Source organism: Pseudomonas entomophila (assembly GCF_029478665.1).
Taxonomy (GTDB): domain Bacteria; phylum Pseudomonadota; class Gammaproteobacteria; order Pseudomonadales; family Pseudomonadaceae; genus Aquipseudomonas; species Aquipseudomonas entomophila_F.
Window position 1 is genome coordinate 1 of sequence record NZ_JARPQB010000015.1, and the last position, 22,004, is coordinate 22,004.

Below are 22,004 nucleotides of genomic sequence, written 5' to 3' on the forward strand. Positions count from 1 at the left end.
GCACCAGGTACCCCAGCGCCGCCCCCACCAGCACCGGCCCCAGCGCCGCGCCCAGGTTGCCCAGGTTCTGTGCCCCGTAATAGACACCCCGCAGGTGCTCCGGCGCAATCAGGTCGATGAACATGTACTCGGCCGGAATCACGATGATCTCGCCCAGGGTGAACACCAGCATGGCAACACACCAGGCCAGTACCGAACCGGCCAGGGAGAAGCCCAGCAAGCCCGCGATGAACATCGCCATGCCGGCCATCAGCCAGGGCATCAGGCGGCGCCGGTTGATGCGTCGGCCGATCAGGTACTGCAGGGCGATCACCGTCACGGCGTTGGTGGTCACCAGGTACCCGACCAGTCGCGCCGCCTCCTCGGGGCTGCTGGTGACCACCAGGTACTGCGACAGGTAGGCGGTGAACTGGCCGAACACCACGGCGCTGAGCACACCGCCCAGGGTGAAGCACACCAGGCGCCGGTCGCGGGCCAGGCCCAATGCCACCTGGGCGAAGCCGGCGCTGGCCTGAACTTCGGCGCGGGCCTCCAGGCCACGGGCGCCCAGGCGCTGGTAGGCCAGGCACATGCCCAGGCCGATCAGCGCGGAGGCCACGAACGGTAGATGCCCGTCCACTTCGATCATGGCGACCCCAAGCATCGGGCCGACGGCATAGCCGATGTTGCTCAGGGTGTACTTGACCGCGAACACCTCCGCGCGCGCTTCCACTGGCAGCAGGGCGCAGAACCCCGCCTTGGCGGCGATGTCGACCATGGCCAGGGTCAGGTTGATCAGCACCAGGCAAAGGAAGAACAGCGCCGCCGATGGGCTGGCGATGGCGCCGGCGAAGGCCAGCGCGAAGATCAGCAGGCTGGCGATGACCAGCGTATGGTTGCGCACGGTATCGACCAGGTGCCCGCCGTACAGGCTCAGTAGCGAAGCGACGATCAGCGCGCCGCCGATCAGCAGGCCGATGCGTCCGACCGTGAGCTGGAAATTGTCGGCCAGGTAGACCACCAGGTAGGGCAGGGTGATGGCTCGGGCGAGCGTCAGGGTGAAGGTGGTGAGCAACAGAAGGCGTACCGGCTGCGGGTAGCCTTTGAGAGCGGCAAGCATTGCGACGTCCTGGTCTGGGTGGGGCGGTCGCCAAGCATATTCCAAGGGGCATGGGGTGCGCTATATCTGCAAAATAGATAACAGATAGAGAAATTACCCGTTATATGGATATTCTTTATGGGCATAAGATGATTCCACCTTACACAAGGCCAGGAGACATCCCATGCCATGCACCCAGACTCGCGCACCGTCGTGGCGCCCCTTCAGCCAGTTGGCCCATCCCCGCGAGGTGATCCGCCAGTTCACCCCCAACTGGTTTGCCGCGACCATGGGGACTGGCGTGCTGGCGCTGGCCCTGCATCAGGTCCAGGTGCCACTGCTCGATGCCGTGGCCGAGGGCCTGTGGTGGTCGACCATCGGCCTGTTCGCCCTGTTCTGTGTCCTGTATGGCGCACGCTGGCTGCTGTTCTTCGACGAGGCACGGCGGATCTTCGCCCATTCCACCGTGTCGATGTTCTTCGGCACCATCCCCATGGGCCTGGCCACCATCCTCAACGGTGCGCTGGTATTCGGCCTGGCACGCTGGGGCGAGGCCGTGGTGCCGTGGGTCGAAATGCTCTGGTGGCTGGACGTGGGCCTGGCGCTGCTGTGCGGCGTGGCCATTCCCTACCTGATGTTCACTCGCCAGGAACACAGCATCGACCAGATGACCGCGGTGTGGCTGTTGCCGGTGGTGGCGGCGGAGGTCGCCGCAGCCAGTGGCGGGCTGCTGGCGCCGCACCTGGTGGATGTGCACCGACAGTTCCTGGTGGTGATCACCAGCTACGTGATGTGGGCCGTGTCGTTGCCGGTGGCCTTCAGCATCCTCACCATCCTCATGCTGCGCATGGCCCTGCACAAGCTGCCACCCGCAAACATGGCGGCGTCCAGCTGGCTGGCGCTGGGGCCGATCGGCACCGGCGCGCTGGGCATGCTGGTGCTGGGGGGCGATGCGCCGGCGGTGTTCGCCGCCAATGGCCTGGGAAGTCTGGGTGAAGTGGCCCGGGGCCTTGGGCTGGTGGCTGGTATCGTGCTCTGGGGCGCCGGGTTGTGGTGGCTGCTGACGGCGGTGTTGATCACCCTGCGCTACATGCGCCAGGGCATGCCGTTCAACCTGGGCTGGTGGGGCTTCACCTTCCCGCTGGGCGTGTACTGCCTGGCCACCCTGAAGCTGGCGGCCTGGCTGGAGTTGGGTTTCTTCAGCGTGTTCGGCCAGGTGCTGGTGGTGGCGCTGGCGCTGCTCTGGCTGCTGGTGGCCAGCCGCACCCTGCGCGGGGCATGGCATGGCGAGCTGTTCGTCTCGCCTTGCATTGCCCGGCAATGACGGCGGGCGTTCACTCAGAGGTTGGGCGTGTAGCTGAAACTGCCTGAAGCTTCTGCGTCGGTGAACGGGGCGATCGGCGACTTGCGGTTCAGCATGTCATTGACCATCGAGCCCGGGAACATCTGGATGCTGTTGTTGAAGCGCTCCACCTCGCCGTTGAAGATGACGATCGCCGCACCGACATTTTCCTGTTGTTCGGCGATTTCCCGCATGAAGTTGCCGAGCACTTCGGACGCCTTGAGGTCAGGGTAGGCTTCGACGGCAACGCGCAGGCCATTGAGCAGCGAGCGGGTGGCGCTCTCGGCGGCGACCAGCGAATTGCCGTTGGCCGCGCTCGGCAGCTCGGCGACGGCGCTGCGCAGGCGCGTGATCTCGCTCATCAGGTTGTGTTCATAGTCCTGATAATGGCTGACGTGCGGCTGCAGGCCGTCGAGTACCTTGCTCTTCTGCCGCTCGTAGGTCAGCACATCGGCCCAGGCCCGTTGCGCGCGGTTATGGCCACCGATGATCGCGTTGTAGTAGCTGATCACGGCCAGCAGGCCCAGAACGGCGACGGTAATGCCGATGATGACGGGTAGATCCATTGTCAGTGTTCCCTGTGAATGGCGGTTGCAGTGGGTGATTCGAAGTTGTCGTCATGCTGCTCGATGAGCACGTGGATTGCCTCCAGCAGGGTGGTCAGCGCGGGCAAGTCGATGCCAGCTTCGACAGCCTTGTAAAAGGCTCCTGGGTTGCTCAAGTCACCCGGCATCTTGAAGTCGATGAGGTTGTCATCGTCGAAGCTGAGGCAGAGCCCGGCGCCGTTGGCGGCGAATTCCAGATTGGGGTTGCGCAGGCGCGCGGTCATGGTCAGCAGGTGCAGTACCGTGACGGGCTTGGCGAACCGGGCGCAGGCCATCGCACTCGTGCCGCTGAGGGTGAGCGTGCGGTTGAAGGCGCTCGAGGTGGTTTGATAGGTGTGGGCAAGGTCGATCTTGTCCTGTTGGTCGCTGCGCACGGCGATACCTTGCACCCACGGGAAATCCACCACCAGGCTGTAGCGTCGATAGTGGTGGTAGATGGTTCGGGACCGGGTCACGGTTTCGCCCTTGCTGTTTGTCTCGGTGTAGGTCTGTTGACGGCTGTCGACGTATTCCAGGTCGATGTAGTGGTAGGCGAGGGTGTGCCGAGGGCCTTTGAAACAGCCTTTCAATGCGAGCTGTATCTGGCGGCTGTGGTTGCCTCGCGCATAATCACTGAAGGATTGCTGCAACTGGCGCAACAGCGGTTCGGGAGGCGTGTCGATTTCCTCAAGGCCGTTGGCGAACCAGCTCGAGCGCAACGCCAGTGCCCTGGACAGCTCTGGCAACAGGTTGCGGCCGCGAACGATGTAGGAAAGCGTGCTGGTGACGAAAAGGATGCTTGGCCCCGCGATGATCCAGGCGCAGGTCGAAGGTGTGAAGCCCCAGGCCTCGGACAGCCATATCAGGATTGTCCAAGGCCCCAGATAGTTGGCCGCCAGGGCGACGATCGCCAGGACTGCGAAGGCCTGGACCGCTTGCCATTCGGCTTTGTACTCGAACTGCAGCTTGCCCTTGTAGTCAACGAAATTGCCCACGATAGTCAGGAGGTCGATGGTGTTCTTCGCCGACTTCGTGGCTTCGGTGGCCGCGTCGATCATCGCCGCCAACCGCTTGTCTTCATTCATGGTCTTTCTGTTTCCATTTCCTGGGGGCATCCTGCCGAGAGGCATCCGTTGCGTCCTGCCTCTCTCATGCGCCCTGGACGGGCGTTTTTCTGGTGCCTGGCAGTCTGCCATCGCCCTGGCTGTCTTTCCAGCGCGGCGGCAAGGTTGCCTGAGCGGGCATTCCCGTGCAGATTTGTGGCTTCGCACGCCCGGCGTGCCTCCAATGACAAAGCCCAACCAGGTACAAGGACGATGAGTCACCCCTCGCAATTCACCCTGCTCGGCAAGCGGCGCTTCCTGCCGTTCTTCATCACCCAGTCGCTGGGTGCCTTCAACGACAACCTGTTCAAGCAGTCGTTGATCCTGGCGATCCTCTACAAGCTGAGCCTGGAAGGCGACCGCTCGATCTGGGTCAACCTCTGCGCGCTGCTGTTCATCCTGCCGTTCTTCCTGTTCTCGGCGCTGGCCGGACAGTTTGGCGAGAAATTCGCCAAGGACCGCTTGATCCGAGCGATCAAGCTGGCCGAGATCGTCATCATGGCCATCGGTGCCACCGGTTTCGTCACTCACCACCTGGAACTGATGCTGGTGGCGCTGTTCGCCATGGGTACCCACTCGGCGCTGTTCGGCCCGGTCAAGTACTCGATCCTGCCTCAGGCCTTGCGTGAAGAAGAGCTGGTGGGGGGCAACGGCCTGGTCGAGATGGGCACGTTCCTGGCGATCCTGGCCGGCACCATCGGCGCCGGGGTGATGATGTCGTCGTCGAACTACGCCACGGCGGCCGCCATCGGCGTGGTGGGCACGGCGGTGCTAGGTTACCTGGCCAGCCGCTGGATCCCCCGCGCTGCCGCCGCCGCGCCGCAGATGAAGCTGGACTGGAACATCTTCCGTCAGTCGTGGGCCACCCTGCGCATGGGCTTGGGGCAGACCCCGGCGGTGTCGCGCTCGATCGTCGGCAACTCGTGGTTCTGGTTCGTCGGTGCCATCTACCTCACGCAGATCCCGGCCTATGCCAAGGACTGGCTGCACGGTGACGAAACCGTCGTCACCCTGGTGCTGACCTTGTTCTCGGTGGGTATCGCCATCGGCTCGCTGCTGTGCGAGCGCTTGAGTGGCCGCAAGGTGGAGATCGGCCTGGTGCCCTTCGGCTCCTTCGGCCTGACGCTATTCGGTTTGCTCTGGTGGTGGCATTCGGGCGATGTGCCGGTCGGCGCCGTGCCCCATGACTGGCTGGCGCTGCTGGGCATGAGCCAGGCGTGGTGGATCATGCTGTCCATCGTCGGGCTGGGCATCTTCGGTGGTTTCTACATCGTGCCGCTGTACGCGCTGATCCAGGCGCGTACCCCGGAAGACCAGCGGGCCCGGGTGATCGCCGCCAACAACATCCTCAACGCCCTGTTCATGGTGGTTTCGGCGATCGTCACCATCGTCCTGCTGAGCATTGCAAAACTGAGCATCCCGCAGCTGTTCCTGGTGGTGTCGCTGCTCAATATCGCGGTGAACGCCTACATCTTCAGGATCGTGCCCGAGTTCACCATGCGCTTCCTGATCTGGCTGCTCAGCCATTCGATGTACCGGGTCGAGCACCGCGAGCTCGAGCGCATCCCCGACGAGGGCGCGGCCTTGCTGGTGTGCAACCACGTGTCGTTCGTCGATGCGCTGCTGATCGGCGGCGCGATTCGCCGGCCGGTGCGCTTCGTCATGTACTACAAGATCTACAACCTGCCGGTGCTCAACTTCGTGTTCCGCACCGCTGGCGCGATCCCCATCGCCGGGCGCGGTGAAGACGAGGCCACCTACGAGCGCGCCTTCGCCCGAATTGCCCAGTACCTGGCCGACGGCGAGCTGGTGTGCATCTTCCCCGAAGGCAAGCTCAGTGCCGACGGTGAGATCGATGTGTTCAAGGGGGGGGTGAACCGCATCCTGCAGGAGACGCCGGTGCCGGTGATTCCACTGGCGTTGCAGGGGCTGTGGGGCAGTTTCTTCAGTCGCGACCCGAACAAGGGCTTCTTCAAGCGCCTATGGTCGCGGGTGACCATCGTGGCCGGCGCCGCCATCCCGGTGGAGGCGGCGCAGCCCGAGGCGCTGCGCGAGCAGGTCAGCCTGCTGCGCGGCGATATGCGTTGAGGGGGAGGGAAGCGGAGGTCAGCTGGCGCTGACCTTCAGGCCGACCAGGCCGGTGATGATCAGCGCGACGCTGGCCAGGCGCACCAAGGCCATCGATTCGCCGAACAGGATGATCCCGGCGATCACCGTGCCGACCGCGCCGACGCCGGTCCAGATGGCATAGGCGGTGCCCAGCGGCAGCTCTTTCATGGCCAGGCCCAGCAGGCCGAGGCTGATGACCATGGCGCCGACAGTGAGAATAGTGGGGAGCGGGCGAGTGAAGCCGTCGGTGTACTTGAGGCCGACAGCCCAGCCGACTTCGAACAGGCCGGCGAAGAACAGGATGATCCAGGACATGGTGAGTCTCCATCATTATCAACGATGGGGCCGTCCCCGTAGCGATCACGCACTGCGTCGTGAGGTCGTCCTCACAGTGCGCACTATAGTGCACATTTGTAGGGGTGGGTGCAAGCCGGGTGGATCAGCGGTGTCTGGCGGTTCGCCGGCAAGCCGGCTCCTACGCGTTCAAGTAGGAGCCGGCTTGCCGGCGATAGGGCCGATTCAGACGCCCTGGGGAATCTCCTCGCCCCCCAGCGCCTCGAACAGCGCCGGCAGGAACTCGGTGAAGGTCATCATCATCAGGGTGAAGCTGGCGTCGAATTGTTGCTGGGCTTCATCGCCGCCATCCTGCTCGGCCTGCTCCTGCAGCAGTTCCTCGAACTTCAGGCGCTTGATCACGGTCTTGTCGTCGAGCACGAACGACAGCTTGTCCTGCCAGGCGAGGGCCAGTTGCGTGACCACCTTGCCGGTGCTCAGGTGCAGCTGGATCTCTTCACCGGTCAGGTCCTGGCGCTTGCAGCGCACGATGCCGCCGTCTTCGCCGGTGTCGCGCAGCTCGCACTCGTCCAGTACATAGAAGCCTTCGGCGGCTTGTTGCGACTTGACCCAGTCGGTCATGGTCGCGGCCGGGGCGATCTTCACGGTCACCGGCCGCACCGGCAGCGAACCCATGACTTCGCGCAGGGTCGACAGCAGGTCCTCGGCGCGCTTGGCGCTGGCCGAGTTGACCAGGATCAGGCCCAGGCGCGGGGCGATGGCGGCGAAGATCATCGAGCGGCGGATGAACGCCCGCGGCAGGAAGGCCTGGATGATCTCGTCCTTGATCTGGTCGCGTTCCTTCTTGTAGACCTTGCGCATCTGCTCGGTCTCGATTTCCTCGACCTTCTCCTTGACCGCGTCGTTGACCACGCTGCTGGGCAGGATGCGTTCCTCTTTGCGCGCGGCGATCAGCAGGAATTCACCGCTGACGTGCACCAGGGGAGCGTCGGCGCCCTTGCCGAACGGGGCGACGAAACCGTAGGTGGTCATCTCCTGGCTGGCGCAGGGGCGGGCCGGCTTGCTGGCCAGGGCGGCTTCCAGCGCTTCAGGCTCGAACGGGACATCCTGGGTCAGGCGGTAGGTCAGCAGGTTCTTGAACCACATGAGGGGGAATCTCTCCTTAATGCATAAGGCGGGCATTATTCTCCGAGCGGTGGTTCGAGGCCAGCCCTGTCAGAGGGCCAGCAGGCATATATAAGGAGGGAAACGCCCGGCGCAGCTAGGTCTTTGAAAGGCCTGGCATTTTTTTTTGAATTTTTTGAAAAAAGTGCTTGCCAGGGTACAGGGTCCTCCGTAGAATGCGCGCCACACCGAGACGAAGGGTGATTAGCTCAGCCGGGAGAGCATCTGCCTTACAAGCAGAGGGTCGGCGGTTCGATCCCGTCATCACCCACCACTCGATGTATAGCGCGGCGGTAGTTCAGTCGGTTAGAATACCGGCCTGTCACGCCGGGGGTCGCGGGTTCGAGTCCCGTCCGCCGCGCCATATTCAGCTTCAAGGGCCCACTGAACACCCTGAAGCTACAGAGAAAGCGACCTTAGGGTCGCTTTTTTTGTTTCTGGCATTGCGCCAGAATGCCCCCTGTCCGCCGCATGTGGCCAGCAGGCCCTGCGCCGGTTCTTATCGCAAGCAAGAGACCGACCATGCAGGATGCCAGCCTCTCTCCTTCTTCTACACAACCCACTCCGCTCCTGGGCATCGACCTGGGGACCACCAACAGCCTGATCGCGGTCTGGCAGGATGGCGAAGCGCGCCTGATCGCCAACGCCCTGGGCGAAGTGCTGACCCCCTCGGTGGTAAGTGTCGATGACGATGGCAGCATCCTGGTCGGCCAGGCTGCCCGGGCCCGGTTGACCACGCATCCGCAGCGCACGGCGGGCGCCTTCAAGCGCTTCATGGGCAGTGACAAGCGCTACTCGCTGGGTGAGCACCGTTTCACGCCTGAAGAGCTGTCGGCCCTGGTGCTGGGCGCATTGAAGCAGGACGCCGAGGCCTATCTGGGTTGCCCGGTGAGTGAAGCGGTGATCTCGGTGCCGGCCTATTTCAGCGACGAGCAGCGCAAGCGCACGGTGTTTGCCGCCGAGCTGGCCGGGCTCAAGGTGCAGCGGCTGATCAACGAGCCCACTGCCGCCGCCATGGCCTATGGCCTCCATGAGCAGAAGTTCGAACGCACCCTGGTCTTCGACCTGGGTGGCGGCACCTTCGACGTCACGGTGCTCGAGTACGCCCTGCCACTGATCGAGGTGCATGCCTCCACCGGTGACAACTACCTGGGCGGTGAAGACTTCACTGACGCGTTGCTGCAAGCCTGCCTGCGCGACTGGTGCCTCAAGGTCGAAGACCTCGAGCCCCAGGCCCTGGCCAGCCTTCACGATGCCATCGAGCAGCTCAAGCGCGAGGCGGGCGAGGGCGGTCGCACATTGAACTGGAATGGCGATGGCCAGGCCCGTGAATGGGTAGTGGACGACCTGAAGCTGCAAGCGATCTGGGCACCGTTGCTGGCACGGGTGCGCACGCCCATCGAACAGGCCCTGCGCGATGCCCGGCTGAGCCCGCGGGAGTTGGACAGCCTGGTGCTGGTCGGTGGCGCCACACGCATGCCGCAGGTGCAGCAGCTGGTGGCCAAGCTGTTCGGTCGCCTGCCGTACCGGCACCTGGACCCAGACACCATCGTCGCCCTGGGCGCCGCCAGCCAGGCGGCGTGCAAGGCGCGCGACGCGGCGATCGACGAGCTGATCCTGACCGATGTCTGCCCCTACACCCTGGGTATTGCCTCCTCGCGTGGCGAAGACATCACCGGGGCCTTTTCGCCGATCATCGAGCGCAACACGGTGATCCCCACCTCGAAGGTCCAGCGCTTCTACAGCACCCACCCCGAACAGGCGTCCATTCGCATTGCCGTGTACCAGGGCGAGCGCCCCTGGGTGCGTGACAATATCCTGGTCGACAGCTTCGTGGTGCCGTTGCAGCAGACCGGTGCGGTCCAGTCGCTGGACGTGCGTTTCAGCTACGACATCAACGGCCTGCTGGAAGTGGACGTGACCTTCCTCGAAAGTGGCCAGAAACACAGCCACAGCATCGACCGCAGCCCCACCGGGCTGGATGCCGAGGCGCGCCAGGCCAGCCAGGAGCGCCTGGCGCGGCTGAAGATCCACCCACGCGACACCCTGCCCAATCGCACCCTGCTGGCCCGCCTGGAGCGGGCCTGGATGCAGAGCCTGGGCGATGAGCGCGAGTTGATCGGCAGTTGGCTGGATGCGTTCAACGCGGTGTTGGCCAGGCAGCAGTCCAGTGAGATCGGCCGTGAGCGCCTGGCGTTGAGCCAAGCGCTCGATGAGCTGCGCTACTGACCGTTCAGGCGCCGCAAGGTGGCCTGCAGGCCACCTTCCATCGGCATGCCCTTGCCTGGTGGTGGCCCGTACAGGTTCGGCAACTTGTTGCCGGGCAGGCCCAGCAGCACCAGGGTTACGAACGGCAGCACACGGCTGATCAGCAGTAGCAGCAGCAGGGTCGGCACGCCCCGGCCGAGGTCGCGCAAGCGGCGCAGGCTGGCGCTGATCATCAGCACCGCGACCACCGCCATCAGTGCCGGGAACTTCAGGGCCATGGCGCTGCATGGCACGGCGGCCAGCAGATGCAGGGCGAAGCCGGTGCGGTTCAGGCGACTGTTGAGCTTCCAGAATGCCCAGAAAGGGGCGGGCGGCTGTTTCAGGTCGTTGCCCAGCATGCGCTCTGCCCAGGACAGCACGGCCATGCTTGCGCAGCGCAGACCAGGGTGCTGCCGGGTATCGTCCTTGATTTTCTGCAGGTTGCACAACGCCCGGGGCTTGGGTGGCGTGCAGTCGTTGAGCAGGCTGTTCAGCGCGTCCAGCACATTCTTGAACACGTGGCTGTCGATGCCCTGGCTGCGCAGAACTTCGGCCGGCGGCCGTCCGGCCTTGCCGTCCACCAGCCCGCGGCGCAGCGGCTCGAACCAGGCGCCGTGCAGCGCCATGGCTTCAAGGCGGTTGCGCAGGCGCGTGCGTTGTTCCTCGCCCAGCGAGCGGTCGTGGTACAGCACCGCGCAGAACAGCAGGTAGCTCAGCGGGCTCGCGTCGAGCAGGCGGCCATCGTCGTTGTCCAGGCAGGTGGCCAACTGCGTGGCGCTGGGCAGGCGCGCGCTGTCGAGGGCCTGCTGCAGGGTCTGCAGGGGCGCGGACAAGATGACCTCTGGCAGGCTGTTGTCGCCTTCGCGGGTATCGAGCGCCTGCAGAAGCTGCGCGTGCTGCTCGGCGAAGGGGTGGTCGGCGGCATACTGCAACTGCCCGGGCAAGGCCGGGTCGATCAGCGCCAACCAGCGTGATTGCTGCTCCAGCAGGGCGAGCATGAACAGCTGCTGGCGATGCCAGCCCCACAAGGCCTCGCCGTCAGGCATCGCTGGCAGCAGCACGCCGTCCTCGGCCAGGCGGCCCTGCAATGGCAGGGCGAATGGCGTGGTGAACAGGCGGCTCATCTCGAACTGGTTGTTGAGTGCGTGCAGGGCCTGGGCCGAATAGACGCGCATGCGCCGCAGCCATTCGCGACATACCGGGCGAATGGCATCCTCGGTCAGTGCTTCGGGCAGCTCGAGCGCAGGGTCTTCGCTGGCGCAGAACCGCACCAGGGCCTGCACCACGGGTGATTGCTCGAGCCAGCGCAGGTGTTGCGCGGCCTGACGTTGGAAGCCTTCCAGGATCAATGCATCGAGCGGGTCCTCGCCGGGCTGGCGTGACAGGATCTGGCGCAACAGGCCTGCTTCGCCGCGTTGCAGGGCCCAGGCTTGCCAGTACAGGTGGTGCAGTTCGCGGTCGGGCTGCTCGTGCAGCAACCAGGCCAGCAGCGGCAGCTCGTCGTCACCGTCCAGGCGCCAATCGACAAAGGTGCCGGCAATCCCGCCAAGCTCCAGGCGCGCGGCTTCGGCCCAGCGTGCCAAGGTCTGCGGCGCCTGTGCCGGGCTGCCCCAGGCCTGGGCCGGATCGGCCAGGTCGGTGGGCCAGGAGGCGGGCATGTGCAGGTGGTCGAAGGCCTGGATCAACAACGGCAGGCGCTGCGGTTGATGGCGCGCGCACAGGTCGATCAGCCAGCGCTCGGCCTGGGGGTGCTGGTGTTCGCGGTACAGTCGCAGCCAGCAGTCCAGGGCTTGCTGTTCGGCATCCAGGGCATCGGCCTGGCGCGCCAGCAGGTAAAGCAGGTCGATGTCGTCGGGCGCCTGCCGCAGGCGCTCCTGCAGTTGGCCGTGGAAGGCGCGGCTGCCGATGCCTGCCTGGCTGAACTGCACCAGCAGGCGCTGCATCAGGGCGGGGTCGTCGGGGATGGCCAGGCAGGTGTGCACGTTGACGAACTGCTTGTATTCGAACAGCGGGTGCTGCTGGTAGCAGTATTCCAGGCTTCGGAAATACCACAGGCTTTCCAGCTGTGCGCTGGGCGGCCAATCGCGCATCAGTGCGGTGTCGTAGGGGTCGGGCTCTTCCAGGCGGTCGAGGAAGGCTTCCACCTCGTGAGGGTTTTCCAGGCGCAGCAGCTGTTGCGCCCAACCCAGGCGCTGGGCCAGCAGGCTGGCGCAGCGATGCGAAAGCGGACCGGCGTCGCGAAGGGTGGCGAGCAGTTGCCAGCTCAGGTCCTCCAGCTCGTCCAGTGGCAGGGTGTCCAGGTCGTCGACGTAGCGCTGCCAGGCGGGCGGATCGAAGCGGGTGGCCGGCGCTTCGAGCAGGCTGTGGAAGGCTTGCAGCGCAGGATGCACGGCGCTGTGCTCGGCCGCGGGTTGCAGCTCGTCGGGCGCTGGCGCGGCGCGTTCGCGGGCCAGGCGCTGGGCTTGCTCGTAGGCTTCGCGCAGTGCCTTGAAACCTTCCGGGTCGGTCTCGGGGTGGTGCGAGGGCAGCTGGCTGCGGTAAGCCAGGCGGATGGCATCGAGGTCCTGGGTCGGTTCGATCCCCAGGCGAATCCAGCAACTCATGACCAGCAGTCCTCTTCCAGCGTTGTCGGGCGTTGTGGCTCGGGCAGGGGCAGGTCCCAGGGCAGCTCGGCGAACAAGGCGTGGGCACCATGGCGCAGGTTGAGCAGGATGCAGCGATTCCAGTGTTCGTCGCCCTGGCGCTCGAGGTTGGCGGCCAGGGTGTCGTCGCTGCTGCCGCTGGCGTTCCACAACGCCTTGCCGAACAGGTAGCCGGCCAGGTAGCTGTCCCAGCGGTTGTAGTAATGGCGGGCGCGCAAGGCCAGGCGGTAGTGCAGGTAGAGGCTTTCCTCACGGCTGACCAGGCCTTTCTTGACCCCGGCACGGAGCAGGTAGCTCATGCGGCCCAGGTCCCAGGCGCGGGTGCCGCCCGGGCCGCAATCGGGGAAGGTGCGCGCGGCGTACTGGTGGCGGATGCGTTCACGTGGGGGCAGGGTTTCGAGCAGCGCCTGCCATTGGCTGGGCAGGCAGCGTTGGTACTGCCAGTAGGCTTCGCTCAGTTCGGTGGCGTGGCCGTTGTCGGCCATGCTCAGCATGTCCAGCAACTGGGCACGGGTGCTGATGCCCCACCAGCGTTCCAGGTCGGCCTGGTCTTCGCCATCGAAATAGTCGGGGGCGGTGTAGCTGGCGCCGTTCAGGGCGGCCATGGGGGCGGAGAGAGCATGTAGCCAGTGCTGGGCGGGTTCGTCCATGAGGGGTCCTGAAGGGGGCTTTGGGCTGGCGCGGATTGTAATGCAATAGTCTTGCTGCGCGCTTGAGATCGAGCGCCGCCTGCGCGGCGCATCGCGGATGAATCCGCTCCTACATTTGTTTCGGGTAGGAGCGGATTCATCCGCGATGTGCCGCACCGTCGGCGCTTGATCTCCCTGGCGCCACATCTCTCATAGCGACCCCTGAAAGGCCTGGCAAAGGTGTCCGAATGCCAATCCGTCAGCGCCGAACCTCCTCCCCCCGAAGCGTCAGCACCTCGTACCCGCTCTCGGTCACCGCCACGGTATGCTCCCACTGCGCCGACAGCGTGTGATCCCGGGTGATCACCGTCCAGCCATCGCGCAGCCCCCGGGTCCCGCGCCCGCCCTGGTTGATCATCGGCTCGATGGTGAACACCATCCCCGGCTGCAGTTTCATGCCCATCCCACGCTGGCCGTAATGCAGCACCTCGGGCGCCTCGTGCATCTGCGTGCCGATACCATGCCCGCAGTACTCGCGGACCACGCTGTAGCCGGCCGCCTCGGCGTGCACCTGGATGGCGTGGCCGATATCACCGAGGGTGGCGCCGGGGCGTACCTGCTCGATGCCTTTCCACAACGCATCGTAGGTGGTGTCGACCAGCCGTCGGGCCTCGTCGCTGATCTGCCCGATGCCGTACATCTTCGACGAGTCGGCAATGTAACCGCCCTGTTCCAGGGTGATGTCGACGTTGACGATCGAGCCTTCGTTCAGCACCTCACCTGCCTTGGGCATGCCATGGCACACCACATGGTCCACGGACGTGTTCAGCGCATAGGGGAAACCATACTGGCCCTTGCTCGCCGGGCGCGACTTGAGCGTCTCGACGATGAAGGCTTCGGCGCGGTCGTTGATCTGCATCGTCGTCACGCCCGGGCGGATGAACCCGTCGAGGTGTTCGAAGACCTGGGCCAGCAGTTGCCCGGCGCGGCGCATCAGTGCCAGTTGGGCGGCGTCCTTGAGCATGACCTGGCTCATTGCAGCAGTTCCTTGAGGTTGGCCTGTTCCTGGCGCAGCAGCTGGCGCAGCAGATCCTGGTAGGTGGCTTGCGGATGCAGCTCGGCGAGCATGCCGAGGCGGATCCAGTGTTCGGCCTGGGCGTTGATCGAGCGCGACAGCGCGGCACTGGCCACGCGCAGGTCTTCGTGGAGGTCGTCGGAGATCTTGACGATGCCCATGGTGGGGTACCTGTATATATGAAACGTATATAAAGCATATCGCTTGGCGCGGCCTGAATGCCACCCTATGGTGCGACAGGCCCAAGACGGTGCGACAAGACGCGATCCCGCGTAGGAGCCGGCCTTGCCGGCGAACACCGGCAAAGCCGGTGGCAAGCGCCGCGGTGCCTGATTCGCAGGCAGGCGCCGGGCATGGCCCGGCTTTTGCTGTCACTCATCCATCAGGCCATCAACGCCGATGGCCGACTTTCATCACGACGAAGGCGCCGTGTTGCCCCCCGCTTGCCAGTGCAGGCCGGGGCAGCCGGCGCCTTTGTCGTTTCATCAGCAGGAGATCGCCGATGAGCAGCAGCGAGGTCCGCAGCGTTTGCCCCTACTGTGGCGTGGGGTGCGGCATCGTCATGAGCGTGGCCGACGGCAAGGTGGTCAAGGTCAGTGGCGACAAGCAACACCCGAGCAACTTCGGCCGCCTGTGCACCAAGGGCCTGACCGCGCACATCCCCCTGAGCACCGGGCGCATGGCCTGCGCCTGGCTGCGCCGCCAGCGCGACCAGCAGCCGGTGCGCGCCGGGCTGGACGAGGCCATCGCCGAATCCGCCTCCCGCCTGCGCGCGATCATCGACCAGCACGGGGCGGACGCCGTGGCCTTGTACGTGTCGGGGCAGATGTCGCTGGAGGCCCAGTACCTGGCCAACAAGCTGGCCAAAGGGTACATCCGCACCCGCCATATCGAGTCCAACTCGCGCCTGTGCATGGCCAGCGCCGGCAGTGGCTACAAGCAATCGCTGGGTGCCGATGGGCCGCCTGGCAGCTACCAGGATTTCGAGCACGCCGAGGTATTCCTGGTGATCGGCGCGAACATGGCCGACTGTCACCCGATCCTCTTCCTGCGCCTGCTCGACCGGGTCAAGGGCGGGGCCCGGCTGATCGTCGTCGACCCCCGGCGCACCGCCACCGCCGACAAGGCCGACCTGTTCCTGCAACTGCGCCCGGGCACCGACCTGGCGCTGCTCAATGGCTTGTTGCACCTGCTGCATGCCAACGGCCACACCGACCCTGATTTCATCGCCCGCCACACCGAAGGCTGGGAGGCGCTGCCGGCCTTTCTCGCCGACTACACCCCTGAACGCGTCGCCGCCATCACCGGCCTGGCCGAGGCCGATATCCGCCAGGCCGCCACCTGGATCGGCGAGTCCGAAAACTGGATGAGCTGCTGGACCATGGGCCTGAACCAGAGCATCCACGGCACCTTTAACAGCAATGCGCTGTGCAACCTGCACCTGGCCACCGGCGCCATCTGCCGCCTGGGCAGCGGACCGTTCTCCCTGACCGGCCAGCCCAATGCCATGGGCGGACGCGAGATGGGCTACATGGGGCCGGGCCTGCCGGGCCAGCGCTCGGCGCAGGTCGAGGCCGACCGCGCCTTCGTCGAGCGGCAATGGCAGTTGGCGCCGGGCACGCTGCGCAGCGACGGCGGCGAGGGCACGGTGGCGCTGTTCGAGCAGATGAAGCAGGGCGAGGTGAAGGCTTGCTGGATCATCTGCAGCAACCCGGTGGCCAGCGTCGCCAACCGCCAGCAGGTGATCGACGGCCTGTGCCAGGCCGAATTGGTGATCTGCCAGGACGCCTTCCTCGACACCGAGACCAACCGCCAGGCCGACATCCTCCTGCCCGCTGCGCTGTGGGCCGAAGGCGAGGGGGTGATGATCAACAGCGAACGCAACCTCACCCTGATGCCGCGTGCGGTGGAACCGCCCGGTGAAAGCCTCGAGGACTGGCGCCTCATTGCCCGGGTGGCCTGCGCCATGGGCTATGGGCAAGCCTTTGACTACCCCGATGCCGAGGCGGTGTACGAGGAGATTCGCCGCTTCTGGAACCCCGCCACCGGCTACGACCTGCGTGGCATCGGCTACCCCGAACTGCGTGAGAGCCCGCGGCAGTGGCCCTGCGCGCCAGGCCGGGAAGCCCCCCGCAGCCCGTTGCGCTACCGCAACGACGGGGTCAGCCAGCCGCTGTTGCACGATGAGCAGGGCGCTCGCCCGGCATTGGCCTTTCCCACGCCCAGCGGCAAGGCGCGGTTCCTGGCGCGGCCCTGGCTGCCAGCGGCCGAGCAGGCGGACGAGGCGTATCCCTTCGTGCTCAACACCGGGCGTGTGCAGCACCAGTGGCACACCCTGACCAAGACCGGCCAGGTACCCAGCCTGAACAAGCTGGAGCCGGGCCCCTTCGTCGAGATCAACCCTGAGGATGCCAAGCGCCTGGGGATTCGTGACCGGGACACGGTGGCGATCCGCTCGCGGCGCGGCCTGGCGCAGTTGCCCGCGCGGGTCAGTGATCGTGTGCTGCCCGGTAATTGCTTCGCGCCGTTCCACTGGAACGACCTGTATGGCGAGCAACTGGCGATCAACGCCGTCACCTGCGACGCCGTCGACCCGACCTCGCTGCAACCGGCTTTCAAGTATTGTGCCGTGGCCCTGGAGCGGGTCGCGGGCGAGCGTATCGACGCCATCGACCTTGTTTCGGAGCCCTCCCACATGCCCACCGCCACCTTGTCTCGCCTGCTTGGCCTGGATGTCCTGCCAGCACCAGAGCTGGCAGAGGACGAGCGCCATTACCTGCAAGGCTTTCTGTTCGGCCTGGGCCAGGCCCGTGCCGAAGGGGTGCCGCGCTTGCCGGTCGAGGCGCCCCTGGCCCCCGCCCGGCGCCTGTTCGTCGATGGTCTGCTGGCAGCCTTGTTCACTCAACCGCCAGCGGCCAGTGAAGTGCCCAGTCATCATGTGGTGTGGGCCTCGCAGACCGGCAACAGCGAAACCCTGGCCGAACGTTGTGCGCAGCACCTGCGCGAAGCAGGGTTGCCGGTGCGCCTCAGTTGCATGGATGCGCTCGGCCCGGCGCAGCTGCAAGGGGCAGCCAGTGTGCTGCTGATCGCCAGCACCTTCGGCGACGGCGACGCCCCGGATTGCGCCACGGCGTTCTGGCAGGCCCTGCAAGGCGAGGAGGGCGGGCACTGCGCCACGTTGCCCTACGCGGTATTGGCCCTGGGTGATTCGAGCTATGACCAGTTTTGTGGCTTCGGGCGCAAGCTCGACCAGCGCCTGGCCGAGCTGGGGGCTCGGCGCCTGCTGGCGCGGGTCGATTGCGAAGGGGATGCCGACGAGGCCTTCAGCGCCTGGCTGGGCGCCTTGATGGAACAGTTGGGCAGCGCCATGCCGGCACCCGCCGAGCCCAAGCCGGTAACGGGTTATGGCAAGCAGCAACCGTGGCGTGCGGCGGTATTGGAAAACCGCTTGCTCAATACCTCCGGATCGACGAAGGAAACCCGTCAGCTGGTGTTTGACCTGCGCGACAGCGGCTTCACCTATCAACCGGGCGACGCGTTGGGGGTGTGGCCACGCAATTGCCCGGCGCTGGTCGAGGAGTTGTTGCAACGGATGCAACTCGATGGGCAGGCCACGGTCGAGCTCAAGGGGCATGCGCCAATGCCGCTTTCGGTCGCGCTGGAACAGCACCTGGACATCACCCGGGTCACCCCGCAGCAACTCGAGCGGTTCAGCCAAGGCAGCGACGACCTGCGCCGTCTGCTGCAACCAGAGCGCAAGGCCGAATTGAAGGCCTGGCTGCATGGGCGGCAACTGACCGATGTGTTGAGCGCCTTTCCACAGCGCTTGTCGCTGACGGACTGGTTGGGCTTGCTCAAGCCCTTGCAGCCACGCCTTTACTCGATCAGCTCCAGCCCCAACGCGCATCCCGACCAGGTACACCTGACCGTCTCGACCGTGCGCTACGGGGAGCGCAAAGGTGTCTGTTCAAGCTTCCTCGCCGACCGCGCTGGCGCGTTGGAGGTGGCGATCTTCCCGCAGCCGTCGAAGCACTTCCGCCTGCCCGAGGACGATGCCACGCCGATCATCATGATTGGCCCTGGCACCGGTATCGCGCCGTTTCGCGCCTTTCTGGAGGAGCGCGAGGTGCGCCAGGCGAGCGGGCGCAACTGGCTGTTCTTCGGCGAGCAGCATGCGGCCAGCGATTTCTATTACCGCGAGCAGTTGCTGGCTTGGGAGGGCAGTGGGCACTTGCGGTTGAGTACCGCGTTCTCCCGTGACCAGCCAGAGAAGATCTATGTGCAGCAACGCTTGCTGGAACAGGGCGCCGAGCTGTGGCAATGGCTGGAGGAGGGCGCCTTCATCTATGTCTGCGGTGATGCCCAGCGCATGGCCAGGGATGTGGATGCGGCGCTGCGCCAGGTGGTGGCGGTGCAGGGTGGGATGAGTGGTGAGGCAGCGGCTGCCTGGGTCGAGGCGCTGGGCAAGGCCGGGCGCTATCGGCGGGATGTGTACTGAGCGCCCCGTGATGGTGAGCCCTGCACCCAAGCGGTGCATCTGCACGGGCATGATCTCTGTAGGAGCGGCTTCAGCCGCGATCATCCGCGAAGCGGATGCCAGGCCCCGCGCCGCCCGCATCGCGGCTGAAGCCGCTCCTACAGGCACATTGGCACATTCCCTGCTTCGACAATTGCACAAATGCCCCGCTGGTCAACGGCGATCATCCAGGGGCCTCACACTGATGAGTACAGGCAAAGGCGCCTGGAGCTTCGGCTCCAGGCGCCTTTTTGTTTTCCGTGATCGAGGATCGGCTATGAAGGCAACAGCGAACGGCGCACCACGTGCGCGACTGGTCATCGTCGGCAATGGCATGGTCGGCCACCACTGCGTCGAGCAACTGCTCGAGCGGGGTGCCCAGGACCGTTTCGAGCTGCATGTGTTCGGCGAGGAACGCCAGCGCGCCTACGACCGGGTGCACCTGTCCGAGTACTTCACCGGTAGCTGTGCCGAGACCCTGGCCCTGTGCGAGCAGGACTTCTACACGCGCCACGGGGTGCACCTGCACCTGGGCGAAGCGGTGCTGGAGATCGACCGCGAGCGCTGCGAAGTGGTCACCGGCGCAGGCCGCTACGGCTATGACCAACTCATCCTGGCCACCGGTTCGTATCCCTTCGTGCCGCCAATCGAAGGTTCCAGCGGCAATGCCCGATTGGTCTACCGCACGCTCGATGACCTCGACGCCATCCGCGATGCCGCCGCCGACGCCCGCCGTGGCGTGGTGGTGGGCGGTGGCCTGCTGGGCCTGGAGGCCGCCAACGCCCTGAAGTCGCTGGGCCTGGAAGCGCATGTGGTGGAGTTCGCCCCGCGGCTGATGCCGGTGCAGCTCGACGCTGAAGGCGGCGCGGCCCTCAAGGCGCAGATTGAAGCCCTTGGCGTGGGCGTGCACCTGTCCCGCGCCACCCAGTCGATCGGCGCGGGCGACGACTATCGCTACCGCATGCAGTTCGACGGCGGCGAATACCTGGAGACCGACCTGATCGTGTTCTCCGCCGGCATCCGCCCCCAGGACGCCCTGGGCCGTGCCTGTGGCCTGGACATCGCCGCGCGTGGCGGCGTGGTGATCGACAACCATTGCCGCAGCAGCGACCCGCGGATTTTCGCCATCGGTGAATGCGCCTCGTGGAACGGCAGCGTGTTCGGCCTGGTTGCGCCGGGCTACGCGATGGCACGCAACCTCGCGGCCTTGCTGCTCGGTGACAAGGCGGACGCGTTCACCGGCGCCGACATGTCGACCAAGCTCAAGCTGCTGGGCGTCGATGTCGGCTCCATCGGCGACGCCCATGGCGCCACGCCGGGCGCGCGCAGCTACCGCTTCATCGACGAGGCCAACGCCGCCTACCGCCGCCTGGTGGTGGATGCCAGCGGCAAGCACGTGCTCGGCGCGGTGCTGGTCGGCGACAACAGCTACTACGACACCCTGCTGCAATATGCCCAGAACGGCATTGCGCTGCCGGCCGACCCGGCTGCGCTGATCCTGCCGCAAAGTGGCGGCGCACCAGCCCTTGGTGCCGATGCGCTGCCCGACAGCGCGACCATCTGTTCGTGCCACAACGTCAGCAAGGGCGCGGTATGCGCAGCCATCGACAGCGGTTGTGGCGACCTCGCCGCCGTGAAGGGCTGCACCAAGGCGGCCACCGGCTGTGGGGGCTGCGCGGCGCTGCTCAAGCAGGTGTTCGAGCATGAGTTGACCGCCCGTGGCGTGACCGTGGACAAAAGCCTGTGCGAACACTTCGCCTACACCCGCCAGGAGCTCTACGCCCTGGTGCGGGTCGAGGGCATCCGCAGCTTCGACGAATTGCTCGCGCGCCATGGTCGCGGCCATGTCGGGTGCGACATCTGCAAGCCCACGGTGGGCTCGATCCTTGCCTCATGCTGGAACCAGCCGATCATGGACCCATCGCTGGTGCCCCTGCAGGACACCAACGACACCTTCATGGCCAACATGCAGAAGAACGGCACCTACTCGGTGGTGCCGCGCATCCCTGGTGGCGAGATCACCCCGGACAAGCTGATCGTGATCGGCCAGGTGGCGAAGAAATACGACCTCTACACCAAGATCACCGGCGGCCAGCGCATCGACCTGTTTGGTGCCCAACTGCACGAGTTGCCGCTGATCTGGGGCGAGTTGATCGAGGCCGGCTTCGAGACCGGGCACGCCTATGGCAAGTCGACGCGCACGGTGAAGTCCTGCGTGGGCAGCACCTGGTGCCGCTATGGTGTGCAGGACAGCGTGGCCATGGCCTTGCGCCTGGAGGACCGCTACAAGGGCCTGCGCTCGCCGCACAAGCTCAAGTTCGCGGTGTCGGGCTGCACCCGCGAGTGCGCCGAGGCACAGAGCAAGGATATCGGCGTGATCGCCACCGACAAGGGTTGGAACCTGTATGTCTGCGGCAACGGCGGCATGCGCCCGCGGCATGCCGAACTGTTCGCCACCGACTTGGACGACGAGACACTGGTACGCCTGATCGACCGGGTGCTGATGTTCTACATCCGCACCGCCGACAAGCTGCAGCGCACCTCGGTGTGGCGCGAAAGCCTGGAAGGCGGGCTGGATTACCTCAAGGCGGTGATCCTCGACGACAGCCTGGGCCTCGGCCACGAGCTGGAGGCGCAGATGCAGCAGGTGGTCGACCGCTACGAATGCGAATGGGCCAACGCCCTGAAAGACCCCGAGAAGCTCAAGCGCTTCCGCACCTTCGTCAACGATCAGCGCCCTGACCCCGATGTGCATTTCGTTCGCGAGCGCGAACAGCGCCGGCCCGCCGCGCCGCTGCACCTGATCCCCACCATCACCGAGGAGGCTGTCTGATGAACCGTTCCAATGTTGCCGTGACACAACCTTTGCACTGGCAGGCGGTGTGCCAGGTCCGCGATCTGGTGGCCGACTCGGGCGTGGTGGCCTGGCTCGACGGCGAGCAGGTGGCGCTGTTCTACCTGCCAGGGCGCGAGCAGGTGCTGTATGCCGTCGACAACCGTGATCCGCGGTCAGGGGCCAATGTCATTGGCCGCGGCCTGGTCGGCAGCCTGGGTGACGAGCTGGTGGTGGCGGCGCCGTTGTACAAGCAGCATTTCAGCTTGCAGGACGGGCGCTGCCTGGAGGATCCGGCGCAGCGGCTGCGGGTGTGGCCGGTGCGGGTGACCGGGGAACACGTAGAGATCGCCCAGCACTGACTTAGCACGAACTTTGTAGGAGCCAG

Annotated in this window: 15 protein-coding genes and 2 tRNA genes; 8 read left to right on the plus strand and 9 right to left on the minus strand. The window is 65.6% G+C overall.

Annotation, left to right across the window (positions count from 1 at the left end):
* Nucleotides 1-1,099 (minus strand): MFS transporter (locus P5705_RS09845; protein ID WP_277460636.1); only part of this gene is annotated, 1,099 nt, incomplete at its 3' end.
* A 163-nt stretch (nucleotides 1,100-1,262) separates the two neighbouring features.
* Between P5705_RS09845 and P5705_RS09850 the strand changes: the two genes are divergently transcribed.
* The gene (locus tag P5705_RS09850) at nucleotides 1,263-2,402 is read left to right on the plus strand and encodes a TDT family transporter (RefSeq protein ID WP_277460637.1); all 1,140 of its coding nucleotides are present in this window, start codon (nucleotides 1,263-1,265) and stop codon (nucleotides 2,400-2,402) included.
* A 14-nt stretch (nucleotides 2,403-2,416) separates the two neighbouring features.
* Here P5705_RS09850 and P5705_RS09855 read toward each other — a convergent pair whose 3' ends face one another.
* Nucleotides 2,417-2,986 carry a LemA family protein gene (locus P5705_RS09855; RefSeq protein ID WP_277460638.1) on the minus strand — a complete coding sequence of 190 codons (570 nt, stop codon included), beginning with the start codon at nucleotides 2,984-2,986 and terminating at the stop codon, nucleotides 2,417-2,419.
* 2 nt (nucleotides 2,987-2,988) lie between these two features.
* A complete protein-coding gene (locus P5705_RS09860) occupies nucleotides 2,989-4,200 on the minus strand; it encodes a hypothetical protein (RefSeq protein WP_277460639.1) in 1,212 nt (403 codons plus the stop codon).
* A 120-nt stretch (nucleotides 4,201-4,320) separates the two neighbouring features.
* Here P5705_RS09860 and P5705_RS09865 point away from each other — a divergent pair, with 120 nt between their 5' ends.
* Nucleotides 4,321-6,195, plus strand: a complete 1,875-nt coding sequence (locus tag P5705_RS09865; protein WP_277460640.1) for an MFS transporter — start codon at nucleotides 4,321-4,323, stop codon at nucleotides 6,193-6,195.
* An 18-nt stretch (nucleotides 6,196-6,213) separates the two neighbouring features.
* Here the strand turns inward: P5705_RS09865 and sugE are convergent, their stop codons facing one another.
* On the minus strand, nucleotides 6,214-6,531 hold the full coding sequence (sugE, locus tag P5705_RS09870; protein ID WP_011532697.1) for a quaternary ammonium compound efflux SMR transporter SugE: 318 nt from the start codon (nucleotides 6,529-6,531) through the stop codon (nucleotides 6,214-6,216).
* Between the two features lie 204 nt (nucleotides 6,532-6,735).
* Nucleotides 6,736-7,656, minus strand: coding sequence for a recombination-associated protein RdgC (gene rdgC / locus P5705_RS09875; protein WP_277460642.1), 921 nt, complete (start codon nucleotides 7,654-7,656; stop codon nucleotides 6,736-6,738).
* Between the two features lie 216 nt (nucleotides 7,657-7,872).
* On the opposite strand from rdgC, the gene P5705_RS09880 reads away from it, so the two are divergent.
* From P5705_RS09880 to P5705_RS09890, 3 genes are all read left to right on the plus strand, one after another.
* Nucleotides 7,873-7,948 (plus strand) — tRNA-Val (locus P5705_RS09880).
* A gap of 13 nt (nucleotides 7,949-7,961) precedes the next feature.
* A tRNA-Asp gene (locus P5705_RS09885) sits at nucleotides 7,962-8,038 on the plus strand.
* Between the two features lie 158 nt (nucleotides 8,039-8,196).
* Nucleotides 8,197-9,903, plus strand: a complete 1,707-nt coding sequence (locus tag P5705_RS09890) for a molecular chaperone HscC (protein ID WP_277460643.1) — start codon at nucleotides 8,197-8,199, stop codon at nucleotides 9,901-9,903.
* Here the strand turns inward: P5705_RS09890 and P5705_RS09895 are convergent.
* The 4 genes from P5705_RS09895 to P5705_RS09910 all read right to left on the minus strand — a co-directional run bounded on the left by P5705_RS09895 (nucleotide 9,897) and on the right by P5705_RS09910 (nucleotide 14,428).
* A complete protein-coding gene (locus tag P5705_RS09895; RefSeq protein ID WP_277460644.1) occupies nucleotides 9,897-12,524 on the minus strand; it encodes a DUF805 domain-containing protein in 2,628 nt (875 codons plus the stop codon). The two genes, P5705_RS09890 and P5705_RS09895, sit on opposite strands and share 7 nt — an antisense overlap.
* Nucleotides 12,521-13,213 carry a DUF1266 domain-containing protein gene (locus P5705_RS09900; RefSeq protein ID WP_277460645.1) on the minus strand — a complete coding sequence of 231 codons (693 nt, stop codon included), beginning with the start codon at nucleotides 13,211-13,213 and terminating at the stop codon, nucleotides 12,521-12,523. Before P5705_RS09900 ends, P5705_RS09895 begins: the two co-directional genes overlap by 4 nt.
* A gap of 238 nt (nucleotides 13,214-13,451) precedes the next feature.
* On the minus strand, nucleotides 13,452-14,228 hold the full coding sequence (gene map, locus P5705_RS09905) for a type I methionyl aminopeptidase (protein WP_277460646.1): 777 nt from the start codon (nucleotides 14,226-14,228) through the stop codon (nucleotides 13,452-13,454).
* On the minus strand, nucleotides 14,225-14,428 hold the full coding sequence (locus tag P5705_RS09910) for a ParD-like family protein (protein WP_011532704.1): 204 nt from the start codon (nucleotides 14,426-14,428) through the stop codon (nucleotides 14,225-14,227). The genes map and P5705_RS09910 overlap by 4 nt, the downstream gene beginning before the upstream one ends.
* Nucleotides 14,429-14,769: 341 nt before the next feature.
* Between P5705_RS09910 and P5705_RS09915 the strand changes: the two genes are divergently transcribed.
* The 3 genes from P5705_RS09915 to nirD all read left to right on the plus strand — a co-directional run bounded on the left by P5705_RS09915 (nucleotide 14,770) and on the right by nirD (nucleotide 21,978).
* The gene (locus P5705_RS09915; protein ID WP_277460647.1) at nucleotides 14,770-18,765 is read left to right on the plus strand and encodes a bifunctional nitrate reductase/sulfite reductase flavoprotein subunit alpha; all 3,996 of its coding nucleotides are present in this window, start codon (nucleotides 14,770-14,772) and stop codon (nucleotides 18,763-18,765) included.
* Nucleotides 18,766-19,060: 295 nt separating this feature from the next.
* On the plus strand, nucleotides 19,061-21,616 hold the full coding sequence (nirB, locus tag P5705_RS09920) for a nitrite reductase large subunit NirB (protein ID WP_277460648.1): 2,556 nt from the start codon (nucleotides 19,061-19,063) through the stop codon (nucleotides 21,614-21,616).
* On the plus strand, nucleotides 21,616-21,978 hold the full coding sequence (nirD, locus tag P5705_RS09925) for a nitrite reductase small subunit NirD (protein WP_277460649.1): 363 nt from the start codon (nucleotides 21,616-21,618) through the stop codon (nucleotides 21,976-21,978). Before nirB ends, nirD begins: the two co-directional genes overlap by 1 nt.
* The last annotated feature ends 26 nt before the right edge of the window (nucleotides 21,979-22,004 follow it).